Raw genomic sequence first — 25314 nt, forward strand, 5'->3', positions numbered from 1 at the left:
CAGCCGTCGCAAACAAGACCCCAAGGAGACAGCCGCATGTCCAAAACTCCAACCATCGTCCTGGTGCATGGCGCGTTCGCTGACGCTGCAAGCTGGGCGCCCGTTACCCGGGCGCTGCTCGATGAGGGATACGAGGTGGCCGTTCCTCCGGTATTCAATCGCAGCCTTATCGGAGATTCCGCCTACATCAAGGCATTTGTCGAGCAAATTGACGGTCCGGTGATCCTTGCGGGCCACTCCTACGGTGGCGCGGTCATCACCGTAGCCGGTGCGGCCGAAAACGTCGTCGGCCTCGTCTATGTCTCCGGTTATGCGCTGGACGAAGGCGAAAGCCTCGGCGCCCTGCAAGGCGGTTTCCCGGACTCCGACCTTGCCGGGAACCTCGTCTATTCGCCCTATCCCATCGACGGCTCCGATCCAGGTACCGATGTTTCGGTGAAGTCCGAGGCCTTCCCCGACATTTTCGCCGCGGGGGTCCCGAAGGACGTAAGCCGCGTGTTGGCTGTTTCCCAGCGCCCCCTCTCGGCTGTCGCCTTCGGTGAGGCGGCGCCCGTGGCAGCCTGGAAAACCAAGCCCGCCTGGGGGATTGTCTCCAGCGCCGACCACACCATCAATCCCGACGTTGAACGTTTCGGCTACGAGCGCGCCAAAGCGCGCAAGGTGCTGGAGCTCGACGCACCGCACCTCGTCATGATGACGCACCCGCAAGAGGTTGCGAAGTTCATCACGGACGCCATCGCAGAACTTTCCTGATCGCCGGCGTCTTCGAAGAAATAGAAGGGAACATCCCATGAGCGGAAATCCGCACAACATCTCTCTTGAACGGCAAGCCCAGGCGTTCGTGGACGCCACCAGCGAGCCACCGTTCCTCTACCAGCTCACTCCTGAGGAAGGCAGGAAAGCGGTGGACGGGGTCCAGGAGAGCCAGATCTGGAAACCCGAAATCGACGAGGAATGGATTACCGTGCCCGGCGGCCCCACTGGAGCCGTGAGCACGCGCATTGTCAGGCCAAAGGGGAGCACGGGGACGCTCCCGGTCATTCTCTACACACACGGCGCAGGCTGGGTCTTCGGAGACGCACATACCCACGACCGCTTGGTGCGCGATCTCGCCGTCGGGGCAGAAGCCGCTGTTGTGTTCCCGGAGTACGACCGTTCTCCGGAGGTGCGGTACCCGGTTGCCAATGAACAGAGCTATGCCGTGGCGCAGTGGGTGGCATCCCACGGGGCGGGCAAGGGACTGGACGGTTCCCGGATGGCTGTCGCGGGTGATTCCGTAGGCGGAAACATGGCCATAGCCCTGACGCTCATGGCGAAGGAGCGCGGCGATGTCTCGTTCAAACAGCAGGTGCTGTTCTACCCCGTTACTGACGCGAACTTCGATACGGCATCCTACGAAGAGTTCGCGGAGGGCTACTTCCTCTCCCGCGATGGGATGAAATGGTTCTGGGACCAGTACACAAGCAGTGAGGCAGAGCGCGCGGAGATCACGGTATCCCCGCTTCGGGCGACAAGCGCACAACTCGCCGGCCTTCCGCCGGCTTTGGTGATCACTGCTGAAGCAGACGTTCTGCGTGACGAAGGCGAGGCATTTGCCCGCAAATTGCGGGCAGCCTCCGTCCCTGTGACACAGGTCCGCTATGGCGGAATCATCCATGACTTTGTCATGGTCAATTCGATGCATGAGACTCGCGCTGCTTCAGCTGCAATCGGACAGGCGGTTGCGGTCCTCAAGGCTGCCCTTGGTGCATGAGCCGTGACTGCTTGGCTGGCCGGCCGGGAGCATCCGGTCAGCCAGCCAAGCAGTTATCCTGCAGGAAAAGCCAGCTGGCACGGCGCCCGCCCCGGCTCAGGGAGCCTGCTTGAGTCCCGTGGCATCCAGCACGAGGTTGGCCGTAATGACCGTCCCGCACTTCTCACCGAAAGGCTTGAGGCTCTTGGGCGTGAAGTCGAGGGTACGGACCGGAAGCGGCCTGCCGGTGGACGCCGTGCCGGTGACCTTCGCACTGATCGGGGAAGCGGTGAGGACCCCCATGTCCAGGAGGCCGTACATGGTTCCGTCCGGGGACATCGTCGCCGAACAGGTACCGTCCGGGCCCGTGCTGCACGCCTGCGGGATGGACCGGCTGCCGGGCAGGAGTTTCAAGTCGGCTTCCTTGCATTTGCCGTCCTGGCATGCCCGCAGATGTATGCCCTGGACACTCGGCACATAGTCCTCCGCGATGGTCAGGCCCACCACCGGTGCCATGGCGATGGCCGGGCACGGCGCTGACTCCGGCTGGCATCCGGAGCCCAGCAACGCCGCCGTGCATAATGCCGCAGCCGCCCATAACTTGCGCATACCTCAGGGTAGGACCGGCGCACACAGGCCGGAACGGCTCGCGCGGAAGCTTGCCGACATCGTTATGGTGCCGCGCGGAGCGGTAACGCTCAGCCGATCGGGAAGATGCCGATAAACCAGAACGAGACCACTGCGAAGACGGCGAAGAACGCGATCGCGCAGCCGATGCCCACCTTCTCTTTGGTGGACTGGTGGAACGACTCGTGGGGATTGGCCGGGTTCACCGCGACTTCGATGTACGAGCCGGGGGCCGGGACCTCCGCGGAAGGAACGTCCGAGGTGCCGTTGAAGAGCTGCCCGCCCGGCCCGCTGAACTGGTAGGTGGGGAAGTAGCGGCGGGACGGATCGGAACCGCCGACCCCGCCGGACCAGCCCGCCGTGCTGCCGGTCACCACTGCCTGGACCCTGGGCCAGCCGGCGGTCCGTGTTTCCTGCCGCCTGGCCTTCCGGGCCGTGTGCACCAGGGCGGCGATCGCGCCGATCTGGAACAGGGCCCAGACAATGTAGATCACGGCTTTCAAGTTCGTCTCCGTTCCGCGTGGAATTCCGCTGCGGGTATTGGTCAGGCGGGCAGGCGGTAGTCGCCGTCGTGCAGTTCCGCCAGGCCGTCGCGCACCAACCCGTCCAGCGCCCGCTCAAGCTGTTCGGGGTGCGGAGTTGAGGCGGTGCAGCGCGGCCAGCGGAACAGCGGTTCCTTCGGCGGCGAAGCCGAGGTCGGCCGGTGCCCGTTCGAAAAGTCCGCGCGCCACGGGCGCCTCTGCCACGCGGAGCACCGCCATCACGGCGCCGCGGAGCTGGCGGTCAGTTCCGTGCCAGGCCTGTCCCTTGGGGACGTACGACGGCGGCGGCTCGCCTGCCGCCAGCCAGGCGCATTCGCCGCGGACCGGGCAGTCGGAGCACTTGGGGGAGCGGGCGGTGCACACCAGCGCGCCCAGTTCCATGACCGAGGCGTTCCAGCGCACGGACAGTGCCGTGTCCTCCGGCATGAGGGCTTCGGCCAGGCGCATCTCCGCGGCGGTAAGCGATGGCGCCGGAAGGGCCGTTCCGGACACCAGCCTGGCGTGGACGCGGCGGATGTTGGTGTCCACCACCGTTTCGCGCCCGCCGAATGCGAACGCCGCAACTGCCGCCGCGGTGTAGTCGCCGACACCGGGGAGGCCCAGCAGGTCTTCGTACGTTCCGGGTACCTTGCCGCCGTGCTCTTCGACAATCGCGACGGCGGCCGCGTGCAGCCGCAGCGCACGCCGGGGATAGCCCAGCCGGCCCCAGTGGCGCACCGCTTCGCCCGAGGCTTCCCGGGCAAGGTCCGCGGGCTCAGGCCAGCGTTCCATCCAATCCAGCCACACCGGAAGCACCCGCACCACGGGAGTCTGCTGCAGCATGACCTCACTGACCAGCACGCCCCAAGGGCTGCAGGCGGCTTCGCGCCAAGGCAGTTCGCGGGCGTTTGCGGTGAACCAGCGGTCCAGCTCCTGGTGGAGGGCGTCGAGCTGGTGGGCCTTGAGCTGCCGGGATGGGGTCTGCTGTTTGCGGGCCGGCCGGGTGCTCGTCGGTTCCGGGACTGTTGGCGATGACATGGGACCCTTTGTTGCGGCTGCGTGCTTTGCGGCCGCGCGGCCGCCGATTCCTGCCCTCCACTGTAGCCGAGCCCGGGTTCCGCGGATGGAGGGAGTGACATGAGGCAGCTCATACGGCCGGGAGCGCCGGCGGCGGCGTGGTGTGGCGGCATCCGGGGCGGGCGTTGCCTAGCCTAGTCATATGGTCACCAAGGGCAATCAAACGTCAGGCGTGCGCGGAACGCGTACAACAGGCAACGGTGCCCGGACCCCGGCCGCAACCCGCCCGAAAACCGGAGGCGCCCGGCGCAACGGCCGCCGCAGGCCGAGCCCGGCCGTGTACCGCCGTCGTCGCCTGGTGGTGTTCGTTGGCCTGCTGATCGTGCTGGGGCTGATGACCGCCGGCGTCGTGGCAATCGCGTCCTCCTTTGCCGGGAGGGGCGAGCCCGCCGCGCAGCCCGGCAACAGCCCGCAGCCGCAGGACAGCGGTACCCCGGGGCCCGGCGCCTCGGGCACTGCAAGCCCCTCCGCCAAGGCAAGCCCCGTGTGCGACCTGAACCTGGTCACCGTTGCCGCAAGCACGGACGCAGGGTCCTATGCCGCGGGCAAGAATCCTGTGCTGGGTATGAAGGTCACCAACGGCGGCACCACACCGTGCCAGGTCAACGTGGGAACCTCGCAGATGGAGTTCCAGGTGACCAGCGGGGCGGACCGGATTTTCTCTTCCCGGGACTGCCAGGCAACGGCCGAGGACCTGGTGAAGACCATCCTGCCCGGCAAGAGCGAGACTGCGAACTTCGTTTGGCAGCGCAACCGCACCACGGAAGGCTGCAGCGTGGTGAATGCCAAGCCGGGTGCAGGCACCTATGTTTTCACGGCGTCGCTGGGCAACAAGGTCAGCCCGAAGGCCGTCTTCCAGCTCCGCTAGCCGCGCACGGACCTAGCCGGTGAGCGGCGGCCGGAGTTACGGGAAGCGGCCGGAGTTACAGGAACCGGTCCAGGAGGCTCGCCTCGGCCATGCGGCTGAGGCCTTCGCGGACCGTGCGGGCGCGCTGGTCCCCGATGCCGTCCACGGTCATAAGGTCTTCGATGGTGGCGGCCATGAGGTTTTGGAGCCCGCCGAAATGCTCCACCAGGCGGTCCGCCACAGCCTTCGGAACCGACTTAAGCCCCGCAAGCAGGCGGTATCCCTGCGGCTGCACACCGGCGTCGAGCACATCCATGCCGCCGGCAAAACCGATGATGCTGGAGATCCTGCCCAGGTCGATCAGCTCGGTGGGGCCGAGGTCCATGAGGGCCTGCACGGCGGTGTCGATGTCCTCGGGGGAGGCGGTGTCGCCGGCGTAGTCGCGGATGATGACGTCGCTGCCCGGGCCGCGACCCATGGTGAGCTCCTCCAACTGCAAGGAGAGGAGACGTCCGTCCTCGCCGAGTTCGAGCACGTACTGGGCGATTTCCTCGGCGATCCGGCGCACCATCTCCTGGCGCTGCAGCGTGACGGCGACGTCGCGGACCGTGACCATGGCTTCGATTTCCAGCGCCGAAAGGGAACTGGTGACCTGGTCCAGCCGGGCGCTGTAGCGTTCGAGCGTGGCCAAGGCCTGGTTGGCGCGGGCGAGTACCTTCTCCGAACCTTCCAGCACGTGCCGCAGCCCGTTTACATACAGGGCGATGATCTGCATGGACTGGCTGACCGAGATGACGGGCACTCCGGTCTGGATGGCGACGCGCTCCGCGGTGCGGTGCCGGGTGCCGGATTCCTGGGTTTCGATGCTGGAATCGGGGACCAGCTGCACGGCTGCGCGGACGATGTTGCTGGCATCCTTGTCGCAGACGATGGCGCCGTCCATTTTGGCGAGTTCGCGGAGCCGGGTCGGGGAGAACTCGATGCCGATTTCGAAGCCGCCGGAACAGATGGCATCGATGGTGCGGTCCGAGCCCAGGACGATCAGGGCGCCGGTGCGTCCGCGCAGGATGCGCTCAAGTCCGTCCCGCAGCGCGGTGCCGGGCGCGACTCTTGCCAAGGTCGCCTTGAGCGATTCCTCGGGACTTCGGGCCATGCGTGTTCCCTTCGAAGGTGGCAGGACCCCGTAACCGGTCCGGCATCAGTGCCGGCGATGTTCAGGAAAAGTGCCCCGGCAGCGGCTAGGACAATGATAGATCCTCGCGCATGCCTTAACCGCACAAGCAAGCCTCAAAGTGGCCCGTTTGTGCCCTGCCGGGAGAGGGCGGGAAACGGCCCTCCGGGCATCATCGCGGAGGGCCGTTTTGTCAGTAATGCGCTGTCAGCAATCGGCTGTCAGTAATCCGCCTGGCGCTCGAGCTTGTTGCCGAGGCGGAGCATCGCGAGGCTGACCAGCAGGAAGCCGACGGCGATGCCCACCGCGAACAGTGCTACCCCGCCCCAGCCGCCGGCACGTGCGGGGTCGATGAACCAGTACGGGTACCAGTTCACGAAGGCCCCGCGGATGAGGCTGTAGGCCAGGTACGCGATGGGGTAGACGAGCCAGTACCAGAGGTGCCGGATTGTCATGGTGGTGCGCGGCGGCTGGAACAGCCAGTCGGCCACGACAACCACCGGAATCAGGTAGTGCACCACGAAGTTCACCCACGGAAGCATGGAGCCCAGATCCTGGCCGGTAAGCAGCGCGCCGAAGACGATGCCCACGATTGCCATTGCGATGGTGGCCGTGCCGCGGGTGGTTTCATCCAGCTCGGTGGGCTGTTTGCGGACCAACAGCCGGTAACCGCTGACGAGCAGCACCACGGCGGCGAAGAGGTTGGACAGGTTGGTGAAGTAGCTGAAGAAGTTCCACACGTCGTAGCGCAGGCTGATGTGCACGGCCAGCTGCGTCCCGACGGCGACAAGGGTCAAGAGGCCGAAGAAGAAGCGTCCCCCAATAAGCACCGTTCTTTTGGTCATGGAACCACTCTTCCGCACCCCCGGGCACCGCCGCCGCGCGACACCCCCGCGCCGGGAGTTACGCGACCGGCGCGAGCGACGAAACTCAGCCCAGGACCAAACTCAGCTGATCAGCAGTTCCAGCGCCTCGGCCACATGGGCCACCTCCCGCACGGAGAACCCTTCCGGGACGGGGCCCGGCCCGTTGGGGCTGGCAGGAACGACCGCGTGCGTGAAGCCCAGGCGCTGGGCCTCGTGGATCCGCTGGTTGATGCCTGGGACCGGGCGGACCTCGCCCGCCAGGCCCACCTCGCCGAAGGCGATGAGCCGCTGCGGGAGGGCCTTGCGGGACTTAGCCGAGGCCACGGCCAGGGCGATGGCGAGGTCCGTGGCCGGTTCGCTGAGCTTCACCCCGCCCACGGTGGCCACGTAGGAGTCGTCCTTGTGCAGGATGCAGCCGGCCCGTTGCTGCAGCACGGCCAGCAGCATCGAAACCCGTGAGTTGTCCAGGCCGCTTGTGGCGCGCCGTGGCTGGGAATTGGCGCTTTCGGCCAGCAGGGACTGCACCTCGGCCAGCAGGGGCCGCCGCCCCTCCATGGTCACGGTGATGCAGGTGCCCGAAACGGGTTCGCGGGTGCGGGAGACGAAGAGTCCGCTGGGATCGGCGAGGCCTTCGATGCCGGCTTCGTTGAGGTCGAAGCAGCCGACGTCGTCCGTGGCGCCGTAGCGGTTCTTGACGGCGCGCAGCAGCCGGAGCCGGGAATGGCGCTCGCCTTCGAACTGGCACACGACGTCCACGAGGTGCTCCAGGAGCCGCGGACCGGCGATGGAGCCGTCCTTGGTCACGTGTCCCACGAGCAGGGTGGTCATGTTGCGGCGCTTGGCGGCGGCGATGATGGACGCGGCCACTTCACGGACCTGGGAAACCCCGCCGGCACTGCCCTCCACCTCTGTGCTGCTGAGGGTCTGCACGGAGTCCACGATGAGCAGCTTGGGTTCGAGCTTCTCCACCTGCCCGAGCGCCTGCCCGAGGTCGGTTTCCGCGGACAGGTAGAGGGTGTCCGCGATGGCACTGATCCGTTCCGCGCGCAGCTTCACCTGAGCGGCGGATTCCTCGCCCGTGACGTACAGGACGTCCTGGCCCGTGCGGGCGAACTTCGCCGCGACATCCAGCAGCAGCGTGGACTTCCCGACGCCCGGCTCCCCGGCCAGCAGGATCACCGCGCCGGGAACCAGCCCTCCGCCGAGCACCCGGTCCAGTTCGTCGACGCCGGTAGGCAGGAACGCCGCCGTCGTACCGTCCACCTCGGCAATCCGGCGGGCGGGCTCCAGAACGGTGGCGGCCGCCGTCGTACGCGCTACCGTGGCGCCGGACTCCTCAACGGTTCCCCACGCCTGGCACTCGCCGCAGCGGCCCACCCACTTGACGGTGGTCCAGCCGCATTCGGCGCATTTGAACGCGGGGGCCTTGGAGGCGCGGGAGGTCTTGGTAGCCATGCGTACAAGGCTAGTGGAGGGGTGCGACAGGAAAGCCGCTACAGCGGCGGCAGGGCGTCCCGGGCTTCGGCGGGTTCCATGCCGGCGGCCTCGAGCAGGTCCACCATGAGCGGGCGGAAAAGCATCACCACGGTTTCGCCCTCCAGCTTCTGGACGCTGAGCAGCTTCGGGTGCAGCCGGGTGGCGATGTCCGCGAGGTCCTGCCGGGCGACGCGCATGTGGGCCCGGCGGGCGCCGTCGTGCACTTCCGCCAGGCCCAGCGCAAGCTCGTCCACCGCGGCGGCAGTATCCCGCAGCACCCCGGAAATGTTGTCCGTCGCCTCGTCCGTGAGGGCGGTGTGGTTGATGGCGCTGGTGAGCCGCCGGGCGAACACCCGGCTGTTGCGCAGGGCGAGGTCGATCGAGTCCAGCGAGGCCTCCATCGCGTTCAACTCGTCGCGGTGCTTGCGGTACGCCGGGGCAAGCGTGGCCACCTCGCCGGCGGCGCGCAGCGACTGGCGCATCCGGTCCACCAGCGGCTGGCAGTTGCGGCCGCGGACCAGGGCGTGCCAGGCGATGGTGGAATCGCTGTCGATCATCGCGTCAGCGCATTCGCGAAGCACCTCCGCCAGTTCGTCCAGCAGTTTCCGCACGTCCTGCCGCGGTTCCAGCCGCGGATCCTTCGGCATCAGCACCGTGACCAGCAGCGCGAAGACGCCCCCGACGACGGCGTCCAGGCTGCGGGTGAACGGACCTCCCGGCGGCGCCGGGAGCAGCACGACCAGCAGCGACTGCAGCCCGAGCTGGGTGGTGAAGATGGTGCCGCTGTCCAGGAAACGGGCCAGCAGGATCGAGAAAAGCAGGACGATGGCGGCCTGCCAGACCCCGGAGCCCAGCCAGTGCACCAGCAGATCGCCCACCACGATGCCCAGGGTGCAGCCAAGGCCCACCTCCATGACCCGGCGCAGGCGGGGATCGCGGGAGAAACCGAGGGCGATCAGGGAGGACGTGGCTGCGAAGAGGGGGCCGGTGTGGCCAAGGACGTGTTCGGCGAAGGCGTAGGCGCCTACGGCACAGACGGTCATCTGGACGGCGGGGACCACCGATTTCCGGGTCCGGGTGATGCCTGTTCGCAGCCGCGTCCGAAGAAATTTCGAGGTGGCTGAGAGTCCGGGCGGGGCGTCCATGCCTCAAGTCTATTCAGCATGAAAGACGCAAGGGCGGCGCTGCAGATGTAAGGGAATGGTCCGCTTCCGTTCACCCGCCGTTCACCTTGGACCGCCGATCCCGTTACCTGAGGCTCTTACCGTCGATCAAGGTACAAAACGAGTACGAATCTCCCAACAGCCGACCCTCCTCGGCACGCATCTGAGAATCCCTGGAAGGGGTACATCAAAGTGAAGGCAACTCGCTTCGGCCGCAACGCGGCAATCGCGGTCATCGCAGCTGGCGCCTTGGCGCTCACCGCTTGTGGTTCCGACAACGCAACCGGCTCCCCGGCCAGCAGCCAGGCCGCCGCCGGTACCAAGGTCACCGGCACCCTGACCGGCATCGGCTCCTCCGCTCAGGGCGCGGCCATGGACGCCTGGAAGACCGGCTTCGCTTCCGCCAACCAGGGCGCCACCGTGCAGTACTCCCCGGACGGCTCCGGCGCTGGCCGCAAGGCGATCATCGACGGCTCCGCCCAGTTCGCCGGCTCCGACGCCTACCTCAAGGACGAAGAGCTCGCCTCCTCGAAGGCCAAGTGCGGCCCCGAAGGCGCCATCGACATCCCGGTGTACATTTCCCCGATCGCCGTGGCCTTCAACCTGCCCGACATCAAGGAACTGAAGCTCGACGCCGCCACCGTCGCCAAGATCTTCCGCGGCCAGATCGCCAAGTGGAACGACCCCGCAATCGCTGCCCTGAACCCGGACGTCAAGCTCCCGGACCTCAAGGTCACCCCGGTGAACCGTTCCGACGACTCCGGCACCACCAAGAACTTCACCGACTACCTTGCCTCCGCTGCCGCCGACGTCTGGACCGACAAGGCCGACGGTGTATGGCCGGCTTCCCTGAAGGGCGAGAACGCCAAGGGCACCTCCGGCGTCGTCAAGACCGTCACCGACACCCCCGGTGCCGTGACCTACGCCGACGACTCCGCCGTTTCCGGCAAGCTGGGTGTTGCCCAGATCAAGGTCGGCAGCGAGTTCGTGAAGATCTCTCCCGAGGCTGCCGCCAAGGCAGTCGAGGTCAGCAAGCAGGCTGACGGCCGCGCCGCCAACGACGTCGCCATCAAGCTGGACCGCAAGACCACCGAAGCCGGTGTCTACCCGGTTGTCCTGGTCTCCTACCACGTCGTCTGCACCACCTACGACAAGAAGGAAACCGCGGACCTCGTCAAGGCTTTCGAGAGCTACGTAGTCTCCGAAGAGGGCCAGAAGGCTGCTGCTGACGCCGCCAAGTCCGCACCGCTGTCCAAGGCGCTGCAGGAGAAGGCCAAGGCCGCCATCGAGTCCATCAAGGCCAAGTCCTAAGGACCGCTCCGGCCGGCGGCACCGCGGTGCCGCCGGTTTGGAACACCGCAGTTCCCTGTCCCGCCGCCGATGGCACACCATCCCGGCGGGGCGGGGAACTTGGCCATTTTCCGCACTGATGCTGAAGGTAGACGTGACCACCAACTCCCTGACCACTTCCCAGGGCGCCGGGCGCGCCGGGGACAAGGTCTTCTCCGGAGCCGCCATGACCGCGGGATGCCTCATCCTCGCCGTCCTGTTCGGCGTCGCACTCTTCCTGGTTGTCCAGGCCATCCCGGCCTTCGTGGCCCCGGCGGCAGACATCCAGGGCGGCCAGGGCTTCATCGCCTACATCTGGCCGATCGTCCTGGGCACGCTGATCGCTGCCCTGATCGCCCTCGTGATCGCCACCCCTGTGGCGATCGGCGTGGCGCTGTTCATCTCGCACTACGCCCCGCGCCGCCTCGCCTCCGGCCTGGGCTACGTGGTGGACCTCCTTGCCGCTATCCCCTCCGTTGTCTACGGCGCCTGGGGTGCCGCTTTCCTGGCCAAGGAAATCGCCCCGGCCTATGACTGGCTGGCCAACAACCTGGGCTGGCTGCCGATCTTCCAGGGACCCGCGTCCGCCACCGGCAAGACCATCCTGACCGCCGGCATCGTGCTGTCCGTCATGGTGCTGCCCATCATCACCTCCCTGAGCCGCGAAATCTTCCTGCAGACCCCCAAGCTGCACGAGGAAGCCGCGCTCGCCCTCGGCGCCACCCGCTGGGAAATGATCAAGATGGCCGTGCTGCCGTTCGGCCGTCCCGGCATCATCAGCGCCGTCATGCTCGGCCTGGGCCGCGCCCTCGGCGAAACCATGGCCGTGGCCCTGGTGCTCTCCTCCGGCGTCCTGACGGCAAGCCTCATCCAGAGCGGCAACCAGACCATCGCCGCCGAAATCGCGCTCAACTTCCCCGAGGCCAGCGGCCTGAAGGTCAACACCCTGATCGCCGCCGGCCTGGTGCTGTTCGTCATCACCCTGGGCGTGAACATGGTGGCGCGCTGGATCATCACCAAGCACAAAGAATTCTCGGGAGCGAACTAATGACCCTCACAGCCCCCGTAACCCGCAAGCGCTCCGCACTGACCAAGGGCCAGCTGCCGGCGTACGCACCCTATGTGGTGCTCGCCGCCGCCCTGGTGCTCGGCGCCGCCATCCTCGCCCTGATCGGCTTCAACGTCTTCAGCTGGGGCGTGGTTTCCGCGACCCTCTTCACCCTGGGCCTGGTCGCTTGGAGCGGCGTGGTTGAAGGCGCCCGCAAGGCCAAGGACAAGCTGGCCACCTGCTTGGTGGTCGGCGCGTTCCTCGTTGCGCTCCTGCCCCTGGTTTCGGTGATCTGGACCGTGCTGGTCAACGGCATCCCCGGAATCCTCACCCCCGGGTTCCTCGGCACGTCCATGAACGGGGTCACCGGCGCGTTCGACAACAAGGCCGTCGAAGAAGGCACCAAGGTGCTCGGCGGTGTCTACCACGCGCTGATCGGCACCGTACAGATCACCCTGCTGGCCACCGTCATCTCGGTGCCCGTGGGCCTGCTCACCGCGATCTACCTCGTGGAATACGGCAACGGCCGCCCCCTGGCCCGTGCCATCACCTTCTTCGTGGACGTCATGACCGGCATCCCCTCGATCGTGGCCGGCCTTTTCGCAGCGGCGTTCTTCTTCGCCGTCGTCGGCCCGGGCACCAAGACCGGTGCCGTCGCCGCCGTCGCGCTTTCGGTGCTGATGATCCCGGTGGTGGTCCGCTCCAGCGAGGAAATGCTCAAGATCGTCCCGAACGAACTGCGCGAGGCCTCCTACGCGCTGGGCGTGCGGAAGTGGCGGACCATCCTGAAAGTGGTCATCCCGACGGCGATCTCCGGCATCGCGTCCGGCGTCACCCTTGCGATCGCCCGCGTGATCGGTGAGACTGCTCCCATCCTGGTCACCGCCGGCTTCGCCACCACCATCAACAACAACGTCTTCGGCGGCTGGATGGCCTCGCTGCCCACGTTCATCTACACGCAGATCCTCAACCCGACCTCGCCTTCCAACCCCGGTCCCTCGGACCAGCGGGCCTGGGGCGCGGCCCTGGTGCTGATCATCCTGGTGATGCTGCTGAACCTCGCAGCCCGCTTGATCGCGCGGATCTTCGCCCCCAAGGCCGGCCGATGACGCCGGGCCGCCTCCATATTCTTTCCACCTCAGCACTGAAGGAACACCATGTCTAAGCGGATCGACGTCAAGGACCTGAACGTCTACTACGGCAACTTCCTGGCCGTGGAGGGCGTCAACATCAATATCGAGGCCAAGTCGGTCACCGCCTTCATCGGCCCGTCCGGCTGTGGCAAGTCCACCTTCCTGCGCACCCTGAACCGCATGCACGAGGTCCTGCCCGGTGCCCGCGTGGAGGGCGAGGTGCTGCTCGACGGCGACAACCTCTACGGCCCCGGCGTGGACCCGGTGACCGTGCGGGCCCAGGTGGGCATGGTCTTCCAGCGGCCCAACCCGTTCCCAACGATGTCCATCCGCGACAACGTGTTGGCCGGCGTGAAGCTGAACAACAAGAAGATCTCCAAGGGCGAGGCCGATGCGCTCGTGGAGCGCTCCCTGCGCGGCGCCAACCTCTGGAACGAGGTCAAGGACCGGCTCGAGAAGCCGGGCTCGGGCCTGTCCGGCGGCCAGCAGCAGCGCCTCTGCATCGCCCGCGCCATCGCCGTGGAGCCGCAGGTCATCCTCATGGACGAGCCCTGCTCCGCCCTGGACCCGATCTCCACGCTGGCCGTCGAGGACCTCATCAACGAGCTCAAGGACGAGTACACCGTGGTGATCGTGACCCACAACATGCAGCAGGCCGCCCGTGTTTCGGACAGGACTGCGTTCTTCAACATCGCCGGCACCGGCAAGCCCGGCAAGCTGATTGAGTTCGCGGACACCACCACGATCTTCAACAACCCTGCCCAGAAGGCCACGGAAGACTACGTCTCCGGCCGCTTCGGATAGCCCCGGCTCGTAGGGGCACAGGCTCCGGCTTCTGTTGGGGTAGCCGGAAAACAGCGACGGCGGACGTCACCTTGGGGGTGGCGTCCGCCGTCGTGCTTTTTGCCGCCGGGCTAGCCGAGCAGGTAGGGCAGGGAAGTGCTGGCCAGGTACGGCAGTTCCGGACCCGGCGCCGGGCGGGAAACGGTCTTGAGTCGCGGCTCGTCCCCCGAACCGGCCAGTGCCAGCGTGACCGGGCTGTCCACGATGGGCAGCGGAACGGCCATGATGCCTTCCGGGCCGGAGAGTTCCACGACGCCGGCGTCCACGATGATGCGCAGCTCGGCGCCTTCCGCGAGGGGGAAGGCGACGCCGGTGAAGTCGGCATTCCCGGGAGCCGTGACCCGGGCTTCATTCCCGTCGTGGCTGATCCTGAGCAACGTTCCTTCGAGCGCATCCAGGCTGATGACCGTGCCGGAGACGGCCGTGCAGCGCAGGTCTGCGCCCTCTGCCAGGACGGTTTCGAAGACTGCGTCTCCCGTTTGCTCAAGCCGGGCCGTCGTCGAGTACTTGCCGAGGTCCGCGTGCGGGACGGCCACCAGGGTGTCGCCGTCGAGGGAAAGCGTGTGCGGGACGCTGAGGGCGCTGGCCCACTGTCCGCTGCCCGTCTCATCTGCGGGGCTGATCACGCCGCGCACCCAGAAAATCAACGACGGCGCCCCGTCCTTGTCGCGGAAGAAGGACGGCGCGTAGTAGCTCTTGCCGTAACTGAGCCGGCTCCAGGACCGGGCCTCGAACTTTCCGTCGGTGTAACTGCCCACGCCGTAGGCCACGTAGTGCAGCACGTCGTCTTCCCAGATCGAGGTGACCAGGACGTGGGACCCGTCGATCTCGAACAACTGCGGGCATTCCCACATGGCTCCGGTCCAGACGGGGTCCTTTTCGCTGCCGGGCCGCCGGGCCGCGATGCCGTCCAGCGTCCATTCGGCGAGATCCGCGGAACTGTATGAGATCGCGGCGGCGGTTCCGCCGTCGAGACCTGCCCCGACAAACATCCGCCACTGTCCGCCGTCGCGGAAGACGAAGGGGTCCCGGTAAGCGATGACGTCGGCACCGGGGGCGGACATGAGCTTGCCGCCCTTTGTCCAGCTGTCCCAGCTGTCGTCGCCGGGGGTTGCGGTGCGGATCGTGCCGATGCCGATGCCCGGCTCGGTCACGGAGGTGTAGAACATGGTGGCCTTGCCCTCGGAATCGGTGACGATCGAGCCGGACCAGACACCGTCGTCGCCGTCGCCGGGGGCTACGGCGACGCCCTGCTCGGTCCAGGCAATCATGTCCGGGGAGGTGGCGTGGCCCCAGTGGCAGTTGGAGGCCCAGCTGGTCCGGCCGGGGACGTACTGGTAGAAGAGGTGGTACGTGCCGTCCTTCCAGGTGAGGCCGAGGGGGTCGTTGATCCAGCCGCTGTTTGCCGTGAAGTGGAAGGCCGGGCGGGGAGTGGGGGAAGTCATGCTGATCCGTTCGTCTGTTGCGGGGAAGTGGATTAGTTCGCCGGGACGCTCTGGGAGGCGAGGTAGCGCTCGCGGACGTCGCGGGCCTGGCTGACATTGCCCTGCTCCCACTGGTCGATTTCCGCGCGGCGCTCGGCACGCACCGCATCGCGGACCTCCGTGAACTTCTTCATGCGCTCGGCCGCCGCATCCCGTGCTGCCTGCTGGGCGGGGGTGAGCACCGGGAGGGGCAGCTCCTCCACCTGCTCGCGGGGCCGCAGCGGGAGCCGGTCTGCCACCGGGGCGATATCCAGGGCAGGGGACGGCAGGGTCTGGTACCAGTAGGCGGTGGAGGACCAGTCATCCGAGAGATGGTTGGCGTGGCCGTGCTCGAACGTGACCTTGATGCGCTTCTGGAAGCGGATGGGATCGGTCATGTGGAAGCGGTAGCTGTGGTGGAAGCCGGGGACGTTTTCCTCGTGGACCATGGTGCCGTTCATCATGAACGCGTTGTGCTGCATGCCCCAGGCGTGGCCGAAGTAGTCCTCCATGCCGGTGCCGTGCAGGCTCGGCGGCCAGGTGTCGTCGTCGATGAAGATCATGTCGTCGCCTTCGCCCCACCAGGAGCCCTGGAAGTGCCGCACGGCGAGGTTGCAGCCCACGTAGTGGCCCTGCCCTTCGGTTTCCAGCACCACGTAGTTGTCCTCCCCGGTGAGGTTTGGGATGGTGACCTCGATGCTGTTGGTCTGCAGGTCCGGGCCCCAGCCGGCATTGGGCTTCTGCCGGCGCCAGTGGGCGTGGAAGTAGGCGGTGTCTTCCGGAAGCGGTTCGGTGTAGAGCTCGTAATCGATGTAGAAGTACTGCAGGTACGGGATGTCGTTCTGGTTTTCGACCACGATCCGGGCCCGGGAGTTGAAGGGCATTTCGAAGTAGCTGTTGAACGCCGCGCTGCCGCCGAAGGTGTTCAGTTCCCCTTCCTTGGCCGACACGGAAAGCGGCAGGGAATCGTAGGAACCCGAGAGCGAGTTGAGCAGCCCGAAGAAGTCACCCAGGGGCGCGATGACACTCGGCGTTTCCTGGTCGTCCCAGTAAACCTTCAGGACGATCTTGCGGTAGTAGTCCGGGTCCACGACTTCCCAGCTGACGCCCAGCGCGTTGTGGATCTCCAGCATCGGCACGCCCACCAGTTCGGGGGAGATCTGGCCCGGGCCGGGCTGGATGCGGCAGGACTGGGTCATCCAGATATGGGTGATGGCGCCGGGGCCCTCAAGGTCGGCGAGGACGCGTTCCTCGCCGGGCATGATGATCCAGTTGTCGCGGTTGCGGCCGGTCTGGTCCCAGCTGGATGCCCGTGCGGTACGTGCGTCGGAGAGCTTGGTGAGGCTGGAGAGCAGGCCGGAGCGGGTGTTTGAAGACATGATGTTGCTTGTCCTTTCGGAAGTAGTCAGCCCTTGACGGCGGACTGGGTGAGGCTTGCGATGATCCACCGCTGGGCCACGAGGAAGACGATGAGGGCCGGGGCGATCGCGATGGTGGTTGCCGCCATGACCTGGGCGACGTTGCCGGCTCCATAGGGACCGAGCATGAGGACCAGGCCGAGCGGGAGGGTGGCGGTTTCGGTGCTGTTGAGGAAGATCGACGGCGCAAAGTAGGCGTTCCAGCTGCCAAGGAAGGTGATGACTCCCAGGGTGCTGACCGCGTTCTTAGCCAGCGGCAGGGCAACCAGGCGGTACGTCTGCCAGGCACTTGCACCGTCCATGCGGGCGGCGTCGATGATTTCCTGCGGCAGCCCCAGGAAGAACTGGCGCAGCAGGAAGACGCCCAGGGCGCCGGTGATCCCGGGAAGGATCAGGCTCAAGGGGTTGTCCAGCAGCCCGAAGGTGCGCATCAGCAGGAACAAGGGAATGATCGTCACCTGGGCCGGCACCATGAGTGAGGACAGCAGGCCCACGAAGATCGGGGTCTTTCCAGGGAATTCGAGCTTGGCGAAGGCATACCCCGCCATGGGTGCCGTGATGATCATCCCGATGCTGACGGCGATGGCGATCACAGCGCTGTTGAGCATGTTCTTCAGGATGGGCACGGGGCCCGTGACGGCGTCGGCGTAGTTGAACCACTGCCACTGCGTGGGCAGCCATTGCGGCGGCAGGTCGTACGCGTGGCCGGCGTCCCGGAGCGAGGTTGTGAACATCCACAGGAACGGGGCGATCATTCCGACGGCTCCGATCACCCAGCAGGGAGACCGAGACCGCCTTCCCCAGACCCCGACGGCGGTGCGGCTTCTTGCGGTCCGTCCGGCTTGCGTTGTCCGTCCGGCGGCCCGGGGCGGCGGAGATGCTGAACTCACTCATTGTTCACCCACGATTTCCTGAGGCGGAACTGCACCATCGTCACCAGCATGATGATGAGGAACAGGGTTACCGCGATGGCTGAGGCGTAGCCCATGTCGAACTTGTTGAAGGCAACTTCGGCGATGTACATGACCACGCTGCGGCTGGCGTCGCCGGGACCGCCGCGGGTGAGGACAATGATGGACTCGTAGATCTGGAAGGCGCCGATGATGGTGATGGTGATGTTGAAGAACGTGGCCTGGCTGATCATCGGGATGATGATGCGGCGGAAGACCTGCCACTCGTTGGCGCCGTCCATCCGGGCCGCTTCCACCATGTCCTTCGGGACTTCCTGCAGGGCCGCGACGAAGATCAGCATCGAGAATCCGACATTGCGCCAGGTGTCGACGATGATCACCGAGACCTTGGAGAACTCCGGGCTGTTGAGCCAGTCGATCTTCTCCCCGCCCATACCTGCCAGGTAGTAGTTCAGGATGCCGGTGTCTTTCTGGAAGAGGGCTTGCCAGATGATGGAGACGTAGACCAGGGCCACCAGGTAGGGAAAGAAGTAAGCGGAGCGGAAGATGTAGGTGAGCGCCCTGGGGAGGCGCTGGTTGATGAGGACCGCAAACACCAGGGCGAATCCGTTGATCAGCACCACCGCGGACGCAACGTAGAGAACGGTGTTCCCATAGGTGGTGGCCAGGCGCTCATCCCTGAACATCCGGATGTAGTTGTCCAGGCCCACGAACTTGGGTGCCGTGAGGATGTTGTATTTGGTGAGGCTGAGGTAGAAGGCGGCGAGCAGCGGGCCAAGGACGAACACCAGGAACCCGATGATGGTTGGAGCCGTGAAGGCGTAGCCGGTGAGGGCATCCTTGCGTTGCACGGTGCTGAGCCGGTCCGTGAGGCCGGGGCCCGTGGGCCGGCCCGCGCCCCCCGGGGGGAGCGCGGCCGACGAGTGCTTGTGGGTGGTGGTTGTCACTTCAGGGCCGCCTCGACATCCTGGTTGGCCTTCTTCAGGGATGCCGCGATGTCCTGGCCCGACATGATCTCATCCATCGCCCGCATGAAGGCCGGGTCCAGGACGTTGTAGGCGCCGGGCGCCGCGACCGGCTTGGCGTAGGAGAGAGAGTTGTAGAACTCGCTGGCGTGTTCCGGGCTGGCCAGGAATTCCTTGGAGGAAGCCGCCGTCTTCGTGGACGGTACTGCCGAGCCGGCGTCGGCCCACTTCTTCTGCGTCTGCTGGTCCGTCAGCATCTTGATGAATTCCCAGGACAGTTCCGGGTTCTTGGAGGTCTTGGAGATCGCGAAGGCGCCGGCGCCGAAGACCGTTGCCTTGGTGGATTTCTTCGGCCAAGGCAGGATGTCGTAGTCCGAGAAGCCTGCCTTCTTGAAGCCCGCCCGTGACGAAGTGCCCGGCGCCGGTCATGGCTGCCTTTCCTGCGGGGAAGAGCTGGTAGGGGTCCGAGCCCTTGGGCTGCGGGGCAACGCCGTCCTTGGTGACCAGGTCGCGGACCCAGGCGATGGTCTCTTGGAACTTGGGGTCGGTCAGCTGCGAGGTCTTCAGGTCATCGCTCATCATGGACGTTCCGTTGGAGTACAGCCACGGAGTGATGCCGAAGGAGTAGTAGGGGAGGGCGAAGCCGTAGACCTTATCGGCGCCGGAGCCCTTGGTGAGCTTTTTGGCGATCTCCAGGAAGTCATCCCAGGTCCAGTCGTCGCTGGGGCGCGCGATGCCCGCTTCCTTGAACATCTTGGTGTTGTAGTAGATCACCATCGTGTTGAAGGTGTTCGGCATCAGGTAGGTTGAGCCGTCCTTGCGGAATCCGTCGAGCAGCTTCGGGTCGATGTTGTCCTGCAGGGCCTTCGCTTCCGGATCGTTCTTCAGGAAGCCATCCAGGGAAGCAAAGAGTTCGTTGTCCAGTCCGAGTTGCACGCCCTCGGTGGCGATGTTGATGACGTCCGGTGCCTGACCGGCGGCAGCCTGCGTCACCAGCTTGTTGACGTACTCCGTCCAGGTGGTGATCGGTGTGAAGTTATTGTTCACAGTGACGTTGGGGTACTTCTCCTTGAAACGTGCCGCAACGCTGTCATAGACGGCCTTGTCGCCGGGATCGCCCCAGTTGGAAACGGAGATGGTTGCGGTGATGTCCTTGGCCGGCGCCTTGTAGGGACCGTCTGCGGCCGGGGCGTTGGCGGCCTGCGGACCCCCGCAGGCGGTTAGTGCGAGAAGGGCAGATACCGCCATGGTTGCCACGGCAACGTTTAGGGACTTTTTCATGTGTTGCTCCTTTGCATGATGAATTCGGGTGGAGTGTTGGGGGAGATTGGGGTGCTACTCGGTCGACCGCCGGAACTCGATGGAGGATTCCAGCCGGAGAACCCGTGTGGGGCCCGAAGGATTCTCGATGCGTCCCATCAGCAGGCCGACGGCTTCTTCGCCGAGCTGGAAGGCCGGCTGCCGGACCGTGGTGATCTGGGGGGTGAACAGGTCCGAGTATGCAAAACCGTCAAATGTGGCAAACGCCATCGTTTCGGGGATCTTGAAGCCGGCCTGTTGGATTGCCCTCAGTGCCCCTGCGCCCAGGAGGGTGCTTGAGGCCAGGACGGCACTGGGCCGTTGCAGTGCTGTGCGGAGGAGTTTGCCTACTTTCTCGAAGGTCCCTTCGGTGGTCGATGTTCCCTCGCAGACCGTGCTGGTGGGAGTGGCCAGGCCGCGTGCTTCCATGGCGGCGAGGAACCCGTCGTAGCGTTCCTTGAGCGAGGAAACCCTGAGGTCCCCCGCGACGAGCAGGATGCGTTCATGGCCTTTGCCGGTCAGGTGATCCACCAGCGCGGTCATCGCCCATTCGTTGTCCACACCCACTTGGTCAACATCCAGGTCCGCCATCCGGTCAAGGAGGACAAGGGGTTTCTTCTCTTGGCGGATTCTCGCCAGCAGGCCGGCACCGGAGCCGGCGGCCCTGGCGAGGATCAGGCCATCGACCCTGCGGTCAAGCAGGGCTTCCACGGCCGTGCGTTCCCGCGCGGGGTCTTCCGCCGAGTTCGCAAGCAGCAGGGAAAGTCCGCGCCGGGCGGCCGCTTCCTCGACGCCGTGGACCATGTCCGCGAAGGCCGGCTCGCCGGCGTCGGACACTACCAGGCCGATCGAGTCCGTCCTGGCGCGGCGCAGGGACCTGGCCAGGGCATCGCGACGGTAGCCGACGCTTTTCATGGCCGAGAGGACCCGTGCCCGGGTCTCCGGTTCCACGTGGCGGGTTTCGTTCAGCACATGGGAGACGGTGGACGTCGACACTCCCGCGAGGGTTGCGACATCAACGATGGTTGCCACTGCGGCTCCTTTGGCGAACTAGCGAAACGATTGCGCGAACGTTTCGATGATAGACGCAAACGTTTCGCTGTGCAATGGATCACAGGGTACTGCTTAAGGAGGAGCGCGCAGCGACGCCGGGGGGCGGGGTCAGGAGGCGGGCAGCGGCCCGCTGGACTCCCGGTATTCGATGACGGGCATGAGCCTGGTGGTGGAGGGCTCTGTTTCCTTATGCTCGAGCCGCTTGGCGAGCAGTTCCGCGGCGGTGACGCCGACGTCGAACGCGGGCTGGCGGACCGTGGTCAGTCGCGGTTCGAACAGGTCGGAGTAGGCGAAGCCGTCGAAGGTGGCGAAGGCGATGTCGTCAGGCATCGCCAGGCCCCTGCCCTGGATGGCGCGCAGGGCGCAGGCGGCCAGGACCGTGCTGCAGGCGATGACGGCGGTGGGCCGGGCGCCGCCGTCGAGGGCTGCTTCGATTTCGGATTCCACCGCTGCGGCCCCCGCCGAGGTGACGACCACCTGCTCCTCGGGGGAGAGGCCGGCCTCGGGAACCGTCTGCATGAAGGCTTCCTGCCGTTCCCGGAGAGTGGAAACCCTTGTGTCTCCGGCAACAAGCAACAGCCGGCGGTGGCCTTGGGATGCGAAATGCTTCACCAGTTCGCTGGTTGGCCCGTGATTCTCGATGCCCACCTGGTCAAAGGGGAGGTCCGACAAGCGGTCCATCAGGACCAGCGGCGTCCCTTGCTGGGTGAAGACTGCCAGTTCTTCGGGGTCTGAGCCGGCGGCCCGAGCGAGGATGAGTCCGTCGACGCGGCGCTCGAGGAGCGTTCGCACCGCACGGGACTCCCGCTCCGGGTCCTCGGCCGAATTCGCCAGGAGCAGGGTGACGCCTTGCCGCGCTGCCGCCTGCTCGACGCCGCGGACCATTTCCGCGAAGGCGGGCTCGCCGCCGTCGGAAATGATGAGGCCGATGCTGTCTGTCTTGGAGCGGCGCATGGCACGGGCGAGCGCGTCCTGGCGGTAGGACGTTTCCTTGATGGCTTTCAGGACCCGCTGGCGTGTGTCCTCGTTGACCGGTCGGGTGCCGTTGAGGACGTGCGAGACGGTGGAGATGGAGACGCCGGCGAGCTTGGCCACTTTTACCATCGTCGTCATCGTCGGCTGCCCCCTATGGAATCGCTTGCGCGTGGCATTGCGCCTTGTTGGCAAGTCTACAGAGCAACTCTGCGCATGAGACAGCGGGCACCGGCCGCTGAGCCCGACGGCGGGCGGCACCTTGAGGGTGCCGCCCGCCGTCGTTTTTTGTCGCCGTCGTTTTCTGAAGTGGAGTCCGCTTACGCGTGGATCTGGTCCTCCAGGTGCAACGCTCCCGGTTTCTGCGGCCCGAACCGCCGCCAGAGGCGGATGAAGATCGGCAGGGCGAGCAGGATGACGACCAGGATGTAGACGACCACGGCCACCGGCTCGTTGAAGAGGCCGGAGATGTCGCCGGCGCTCAGCTGCAGCGACTTGCGCAGCTGGCCCTCGATCCGCGGGCCGAGGATCAGGCCGATGATCAGGGGCAGCACCGGCAGGCCGTAGCGCCGCATCGCGAAGCCGAGGGCGCCGAGCACCAGCAGCAGGACCAGGTCGAAGGCCTGCATGTTGACCGAGAAGGCGCCCAGGGTGGCGAAGAACAGGATCCCGGCGTACAGGTACGGGCGGGGGATCTGCAGCAGTTTCGCCCAGAGCGGCGCCATGGGCAGGTTGATCAGCAGCAGCAGGGTGTTGCCGATGAACAGGCTGGCGATCAGGCCCCAGACCAGCACAGGCTCGTTCTCGAACAGCAGCGGGCCGGGCTGGATGCCGAACTGGACGAGCGCCGCCAGCATCACGGCCGCCGTCGCGTTGGTAGGCAGGCCGAGGGCCAGCAGCGGTGTCAGGGTGCCCGCGGCGGAGGCGTTGTTCGCGGCTTCCGGTCCGGCGACGCCCTCGATGGCGCCGTGCCCGAATTCCTCGGGGTGCTTGCTGAGCTTCTTCTCCGTCACGTAGGACAGGAAGGTCGGGACTTCCGCGCCGCCTGCGGGCATGGCACCGAAGGGGAAGCCGAAGGCGGTGCCGCGCAGCCAGGGCTTCCAGGAGCGCTGCCAGTCCTTCTTGCCCATCCACGGCTGTCCCACCGGGATGGTCTCGGTCTTGTTCCGGCGTAGGTGGGCCGCGATCCAAAGGGCCTCGCCGACGGCGAAGATGGCCACGGCCACCACCACGATGTCGATGCCGTCAGAAAGCAGCGGAATGCCGAATACGAGGCGCTGCTGGCCGGTCACGGGGTCCAGTCCGATGAGTCCGATCGCCAGGCCCAGGCCAAGCGAAGCGAAACCCCGGACCTTGGAGGAGCCCAGCACCGCGGTGACGGTCAGCAGGCCCAGGACCATGATGGACAGGTAGCTGGACGGGCCGAGGCTCACCGCGAACTTCACAACGAAGGGTGCGCAGACCGCGAGCAGGGCCGTGCCGATGGTGCCAGCCACGAAGGAGCCGATGGCCGCCGTCGCCAGGGCCTGCGCTGCCCGGCCGGCCTTGGCCATCTTGTGGCCTTCGATCGCGGTGATCACCGTGGAGGATTCGCCCGGGGTGTTCAGCAGGATGGAGGTGGTGGAGCCGCCGTACATGCCGCCGTAGTAGATGCCGGCGAACATGATGAGAGCGCTCGTGGGGCCGAGGTTGTACGTCACCGGCAGGAGCAGTGCGACTGCCATGGCCGGGCCGATGCCCGGCAGCACGCCCACGGCGGTGCCCAGGAGCACCCCGATGCAGGCGTACAGCAGGTTCATGGGGGTCAGCGCGGTGCCGAAACCCTGCATGAGGAGATTGAGGGTATCCATGTCAGAGGACTCCTGCCAGGATTCCGGCCGGAAGCTTGATGCCCAGCCCGAAGTAGAAACCATAGAAAGTTGCCAGGGCCAGGCCCACCGAGATCAGGCCGTCCCGGATGTAGTGGCGGCTGCCCAAGGCCCAGACGCTGCCCCAGAAGAGCAAGGTGCCGGAAATGACCCAGCCGGCGGCGTCGATGAGCAGGATGTTCAGCACGAAGGCGCCGACCAGGGGAAGGACCGTCTTCCAGTCCGCGGGGTGCGTCAGGTCCACGTCCTCGCCTTCCTCGGCCTGGCCGCGTCCGCCGCGAAGCACGTTGACGGCCAATGCTACGGCGCTGATCAGGAGGAGGCTTCCGATGACCAGCGGCATGGTGCGCGGGCCGACCGGATCGGACTGGGAGTATGGCGCGGCGATGCGGGACGCGTCCAGGAGGACGACGGCGCCGGCCGCCCCGAGCAGGGCAGCGATGCCCAGCTCGGAGCGGCCTTTGCCTGCCGGGGTTCCGGCGTCGGCGTTCTTTTGGCTCACGCCAGCCCCAGCTTCGTCAGGACATCGGCTACCCGGGTGTCCTGTTCCTTCAGGAAGGTGCTGAATTCCTCGCCGGTGATGAACGCGTCGGTCCAGCCGTGGTCCTTCAGGGCAGCCTTCCATTCCTCGGTGCCGTGCATCTTGGTCAGTGCGGCCACGATGCGGTCGCGGTCGGCGTCGGAAACACCCGGAGGGGCCACGATGCCGCGCCAGTTGGTGAATTCGAGGTCGATGCCGGATTCCTTGAAGGTGGGGGCGTCGATGCCTTCGAGGCGTTCGGCGCCGCTCACAGCCAGGACGCGCACGGAGCCGGTCTTGATCTGCTGGATGTACTCGCCGGCACCGGATGCGGCGAAGCCGATCTTGTTGCCGAGGATGGCGGGCAGGAGGTCACCGCCGCCGTCGAAGGAGACGAAGTTGACCTTCTTGGGGTCGATGCCCACGGCCTGGGCCAGCTGCATCGGAAGCAGGTGGTCCGGGCCGCCCGGGCTGGAGCCGCCGCCGACGGCCAGCTTGGACGGGTCCTTCTTCCAGGCGTCAACGAGTTCGTTGATGGTCTTGTACGGGGAATCCTTGGGGACCATGATCGCGCCCGGTTCCTGGATGAGGCGGGCCAGGGGAGTGGTTGCGGTGAGCTTGGCCTCGGACTTGTTGGTGTAGCTGGCGCCCACCACGCCAAGGCCCATCAGCATGGTCAGGTCCTTGTTGCCCTTTTCGTTGACCAGGCGGGCCAGGCCCACCGTGCCGCCGGCGCCCGCGAGGTTGAAGACCTCGACGTTGGTGGCGGTCTTGGTGTCGTTCATGACCTTGGCCGCGGTGCGGGCGGTGGTGTCGTAGCCGCCGCCGGCTGTGTTGGGGACCATGATCCGCAGCCCGGTGAGCGGACCCGAATCCGCGGTGCTTCCGCTTGTGGCCGCGGAGCCACCGCCGCTGGTGACGCCGCAGCCCGTGGCTGCGATTACAAGGCCTGCAGCGACGGCAATGGCGCGCAGTGCGTTCAATCGACGCATCGTGTTCCTCTTCTCATCAT

The 25314-nt window shown here is 66.3% G+C and carries 22 protein-coding genes and 3 pseudogenes; 7 read left to right on the forward strand and 18 right to left on the reverse strand.

The features are described 5' to 3' along the window. Nucleotides 1-36 precede the first annotated feature (36 nt). Both ACZ9CK_RS00080 and ACZ9CK_RS00085 read left to right on the forward strand, forming a co-directional pair. Nucleotides 37-753, forward strand: a complete 717-nt coding sequence (locus tag ACZ9CK_RS00080) for an alpha/beta fold hydrolase (protein ID WP_426301500.1) — start codon at nt 37-39, stop codon at nt 751-753. 37 nt (nt 754-790) lie between these two features. Further along, entirely contained in the window at nt 791-1753 is a 963-nt protein-coding gene (locus tag ACZ9CK_RS00085) for an alpha/beta hydrolase (RefSeq protein ID WP_426301502.1), read from the forward strand. Between the two features lie 96 nt (nt 1754-1849). Here ACZ9CK_RS00085 and ACZ9CK_RS00090 read toward each other — a convergent pair whose 3' ends face one another. From ACZ9CK_RS00090 to ACZ9CK_RS00100, 3 genes and pseudogenes are all read right to left on the reverse strand, one after another. Continuing rightward, nucleotides 1850-2341: a hypothetical protein gene (locus ACZ9CK_RS00090; RefSeq protein WP_426301504.1), complete on the reverse strand. Its 492-nt coding sequence runs from the start codon at nt 2339-2341 to the stop codon at nt 1850-1852. 89 nt (nt 2342-2430) lie between these two features. Then, entirely contained in the window at nt 2431-2853 is a 423-nt protein-coding gene (locus ACZ9CK_RS00095) for a DUF3592 domain-containing protein (protein ID WP_426303356.1), read from the reverse strand. A gap of 50 nt (nt 2854-2903) precedes the next feature. Continuing rightward, nucleotides 2904-3723: pseudogene (locus ACZ9CK_RS00100) on the reverse strand (A/G-specific adenine glycosylase). Between the two features lie 376 nt (nt 3724-4099). On the opposite strand from ACZ9CK_RS00100, the gene ACZ9CK_RS00105 reads away from it, so the two are divergent. Continuing rightward, the gene (locus ACZ9CK_RS00105) at nt 4100-4825 is read left to right on the forward strand and encodes a hypothetical protein (RefSeq protein ID WP_426301506.1); all 726 of its coding nucleotides are present in this window, start codon (nt 4100-4102) and stop codon (nt 4823-4825) included. Between the two features lie 55 nt (nt 4826-4880). Here ACZ9CK_RS00105 and disA read toward each other — a convergent pair whose 3' ends face one another. The 4 genes from disA to ACZ9CK_RS00125 all read right to left on the reverse strand — a co-directional run bounded on the left by disA (nt 4881) and on the right by ACZ9CK_RS00125 (nt 9462). Further along, a complete protein-coding gene (gene disA / locus ACZ9CK_RS00110; protein ID WP_426301508.1) occupies nt 4881-5957 on the reverse strand; it encodes a DNA integrity scanning diadenylate cyclase DisA in 1077 nt (358 codons plus the stop codon). Nucleotides 5958-6196: 239 nt separating this feature from the next. After that, on the reverse strand, nt 6197-6820 hold the full coding sequence (locus tag ACZ9CK_RS00115; RefSeq protein ID WP_476048882.1) for a Pr6Pr family membrane protein: 624 nt from the start codon (nt 6818-6820) through the stop codon (nt 6197-6199). 102 nt (nt 6821-6922) lie between these two features. Beyond that, nucleotides 6923-8296, reverse strand: a complete 1374-nt coding sequence (gene radA, locus ACZ9CK_RS00120) for a DNA repair protein RadA (RefSeq protein ID WP_426301512.1) — start codon at nt 8294-8296, stop codon at nt 6923-6925. Nucleotides 8297-8334: 38 nt separating this feature from the next. Then, nucleotides 8335-9462: an FUSC family protein gene (locus ACZ9CK_RS00125; RefSeq protein WP_426301514.1), complete on the reverse strand. Its 1128-nt coding sequence runs from the start codon at nt 9460-9462 to the stop codon at nt 8335-8337. A gap of 210 nt (nt 9463-9672) precedes the next feature. Here ACZ9CK_RS00125 and pstS point away from each other — a divergent pair, with 210 nt between their 5' ends. The 4 genes from pstS to pstB all read left to right on the forward strand — a co-directional run bounded on the left by pstS (nt 9673) and on the right by pstB (nt 13794). Beyond that, on the forward strand, nt 9673-10791 hold the full coding sequence (gene pstS / locus ACZ9CK_RS00130) for a phosphate ABC transporter substrate-binding protein PstS (protein WP_476048883.1): 1119 nt from the start codon (nt 9673-9675) through the stop codon (nt 10789-10791). A 133-nt stretch (nt 10792-10924) separates the two neighbouring features. Next, a complete protein-coding gene (pstC, locus tag ACZ9CK_RS00135) occupies nt 10925-11857 on the forward strand; it encodes a phosphate ABC transporter permease subunit PstC (protein WP_476048884.1) in 933 nt (310 codons plus the stop codon). Continuing rightward, nucleotides 11857-12966: a phosphate ABC transporter permease PstA gene (gene pstA, locus ACZ9CK_RS00140; RefSeq protein ID WP_426301520.1), complete on the forward strand. Its 1110-nt coding sequence runs from the start codon at nt 11857-11859 to the stop codon at nt 12964-12966. Before pstC ends, pstA begins: the two co-directional genes overlap by 1 nt. 48 nt (nt 12967-13014) lie before the next feature. Then, complete coding sequence (gene pstB, locus ACZ9CK_RS00145; protein WP_476048885.1) at nt 13015-13794, forward strand: phosphate ABC transporter ATP-binding protein PstB; 780 nt, start codon at nt 13015-13017, stop codon at nt 13792-13794. Nucleotides 13795-13904: 110 nt separating this feature from the next. On the opposite strand, the gene ACZ9CK_RS00150 is transcribed toward pstB, so the two are convergent. From ACZ9CK_RS00150 to ACZ9CK_RS00200, 11 genes and pseudogenes are all read right to left on the reverse strand, one after another. Continuing rightward, nucleotides 13905-15278, reverse strand: coding sequence for a glycoside hydrolase family 32 protein (locus ACZ9CK_RS00150; RefSeq protein ID WP_476048886.1), 1374 nt, complete (start codon nt 15276-15278; stop codon nt 13905-13907). 32 nt (nt 15279-15310) lie between these two features. Then, nucleotides 15311-16675, reverse strand: a complete 1365-nt coding sequence (locus ACZ9CK_RS00155; protein WP_476048887.1) for a glycoside hydrolase family 172 protein — start codon at nt 16673-16675, stop codon at nt 15311-15313. A 26-nt stretch (nt 16676-16701) separates the two neighbouring features. After that, on the reverse strand, nt 16702-17469 hold the full coding sequence (locus ACZ9CK_RS00160; RefSeq protein WP_476048888.1) for a carbohydrate ABC transporter permease: 768 nt from the start codon (nt 17467-17469) through the stop codon (nt 16702-16704). 131 nt (nt 17470-17600) lie between these two features. Further along, complete coding sequence (locus tag ACZ9CK_RS00165) at nt 17601-18572, reverse strand: carbohydrate ABC transporter permease (protein WP_476048889.1); 972 nt, start codon at nt 18570-18572, stop codon at nt 17601-17603. Between the two features lie 227 nt (nt 18573-18799). Continuing rightward, nucleotides 18800-18955: pseudogene (locus ACZ9CK_RS00170) on the reverse strand (extracellular solute-binding protein); the annotation flags it as partial. Between the two features lie 55 nt (nt 18956-19010). Beyond that, nucleotides 19011-19871, reverse strand: a pseudogene (locus ACZ9CK_RS00175) (ABC transporter substrate-binding protein); the annotation flags it as partial. 54 nt (nt 19872-19925) lie between these two features. Further along, nucleotides 19926-20921: a LacI family DNA-binding transcriptional regulator gene (locus ACZ9CK_RS00180; protein ID WP_426301534.1), complete on the reverse strand. Its 996-nt coding sequence runs from the start codon at nt 20919-20921 to the stop codon at nt 19926-19928. 129 nt (nt 20922-21050) lie between these two features. Then, nucleotides 21051-22055 carry a LacI family DNA-binding transcriptional regulator gene (locus ACZ9CK_RS00185; RefSeq protein WP_426301536.1) on the reverse strand — a complete coding sequence of 335 codons (1005 nt, stop codon included), beginning with the start codon at nt 22053-22055 and terminating at the stop codon, nt 21051-21053. 179 nt (nt 22056-22234) lie between these two features. Then, complete coding sequence (locus tag ACZ9CK_RS00190; protein WP_426301538.1) at nt 22235-23764, reverse strand: tripartite tricarboxylate transporter permease; 1530 nt, start codon at nt 23762-23764, stop codon at nt 22235-22237. A 1-nt stretch (nt 23765) separates the two neighbouring features. Then, on the reverse strand, nt 23766-24284 hold the full coding sequence (locus ACZ9CK_RS00195) for a tripartite tricarboxylate transporter TctB family protein (protein WP_476048890.1): 519 nt from the start codon (nt 24282-24284) through the stop codon (nt 23766-23768). Beyond that, a complete protein-coding gene (locus ACZ9CK_RS00200) occupies nt 24281-25294 on the reverse strand; it encodes a Bug family tripartite tricarboxylate transporter substrate binding protein (RefSeq protein ID WP_426301542.1) in 1014 nt (337 codons plus the stop codon). The genes ACZ9CK_RS00195 and ACZ9CK_RS00200 overlap by 4 nt, the downstream gene beginning before the upstream one ends. Nucleotides 25295-25314 lie beyond the last annotated feature (20 nt).

Source organism: Arthrobacter sp. TE26545 (assembly GCF_056279005.1).

Excerpts from the sequence above, each read along its gene's own strand:
- radA (WP_426301512.1), bottom strand. The coding sequence starts at position 8,296 with ATGGCTACCAAGACCTCCCGCGCCTCCAAGGCCCCCGCGTTCAAATGC.
- ACZ9CK_RS00150 (WP_476048886.1), bottom strand. The coding sequence starts at position 15,278 with ATGACTTCCCCCACTCCCCGCCCGGCCTTCCACTTCACGGCAAACAGC.
- pstA (WP_426301520.1), top strand. The coding sequence starts at position 11,857 with ATGACCCTCACAGCCCCCGTAACCCGCAAGCGCTCCGCACTGACCAAG.
- ACZ9CK_RS00080 (WP_426301500.1), top strand. The coding sequence starts at position 37 with ATGTCCAAAACTCCAACCATCGTCCTGGTGCATGGCGCGTTCGCTGAC.
- disA (WP_426301508.1), bottom strand. The coding sequence starts at position 5,957 with ATGGCCCGAAGTCCCGAGGAATCGCTCAAGGCGACCTTGGCAAGAGTC.
- ACZ9CK_RS00155 (WP_476048887.1), bottom strand. The coding sequence starts at position 16,675 with ATGTCTTCAAACACCCGCTCCGGCCTGCTCTCCAGCCTCACCAAGCTC.
- ACZ9CK_RS00115 (WP_476048882.1), bottom strand. The coding sequence starts at position 6,820 with ATGACCAAAAGAACGGTGCTTATTGGGGGACGCTTCTTCTTCGGCCTC.
- ACZ9CK_RS00085 (WP_426301502.1), top strand. The coding sequence starts at position 791 with ATGAGCGGAAATCCGCACAACATCTCTCTTGAACGGCAAGCCCAGGCG.
- pstB (WP_476048885.1), top strand. The coding sequence starts at position 13,015 with ATGTCTAAGCGGATCGACGTCAAGGACCTGAACGTCTACTACGGCAAC.
- ACZ9CK_RS00090 (WP_426301504.1), bottom strand. The coding sequence starts at position 2,341 with ATGCGCAAGTTATGGGCGGCTGCGGCATTATGCACGGCGGCGTTGCTG.
- ACZ9CK_RS00125 (WP_426301514.1), bottom strand. The coding sequence starts at position 9,462 with ATGGACGCCCCGCCCGGACTCTCAGCCACCTCGAAATTTCTTCGGACG.
- ACZ9CK_RS00160 (WP_476048888.1), bottom strand. The coding sequence starts at position 17,469 with ATGATCGCCCCGTTCCTGTGGATGTTCACAACCTCGCTCCGGGACGCC.
- ACZ9CK_RS00105 (WP_426301506.1), top strand. The coding sequence starts at position 4,100 with ATGGTCACCAAGGGCAATCAAACGTCAGGCGTGCGCGGAACGCGTACA.
- ACZ9CK_RS00185 (WP_426301536.1), bottom strand. The coding sequence starts at position 22,055 with ATGACGACGATGGTAAAAGTGGCCAAGCTCGCCGGCGTCTCCATCTCC.
- ACZ9CK_RS00200 (WP_426301542.1), bottom strand. The coding sequence starts at position 25,294 with ATGCGTCGATTGAACGCACTGCGCGCCATTGCCGTCGCTGCAGGCCTT.
- ACZ9CK_RS00190 (WP_426301538.1), bottom strand. The coding sequence starts at position 23,764 with ATGGATACCCTCAATCTCCTCATGCAGGGTTTCGGCACCGCGCTGACC.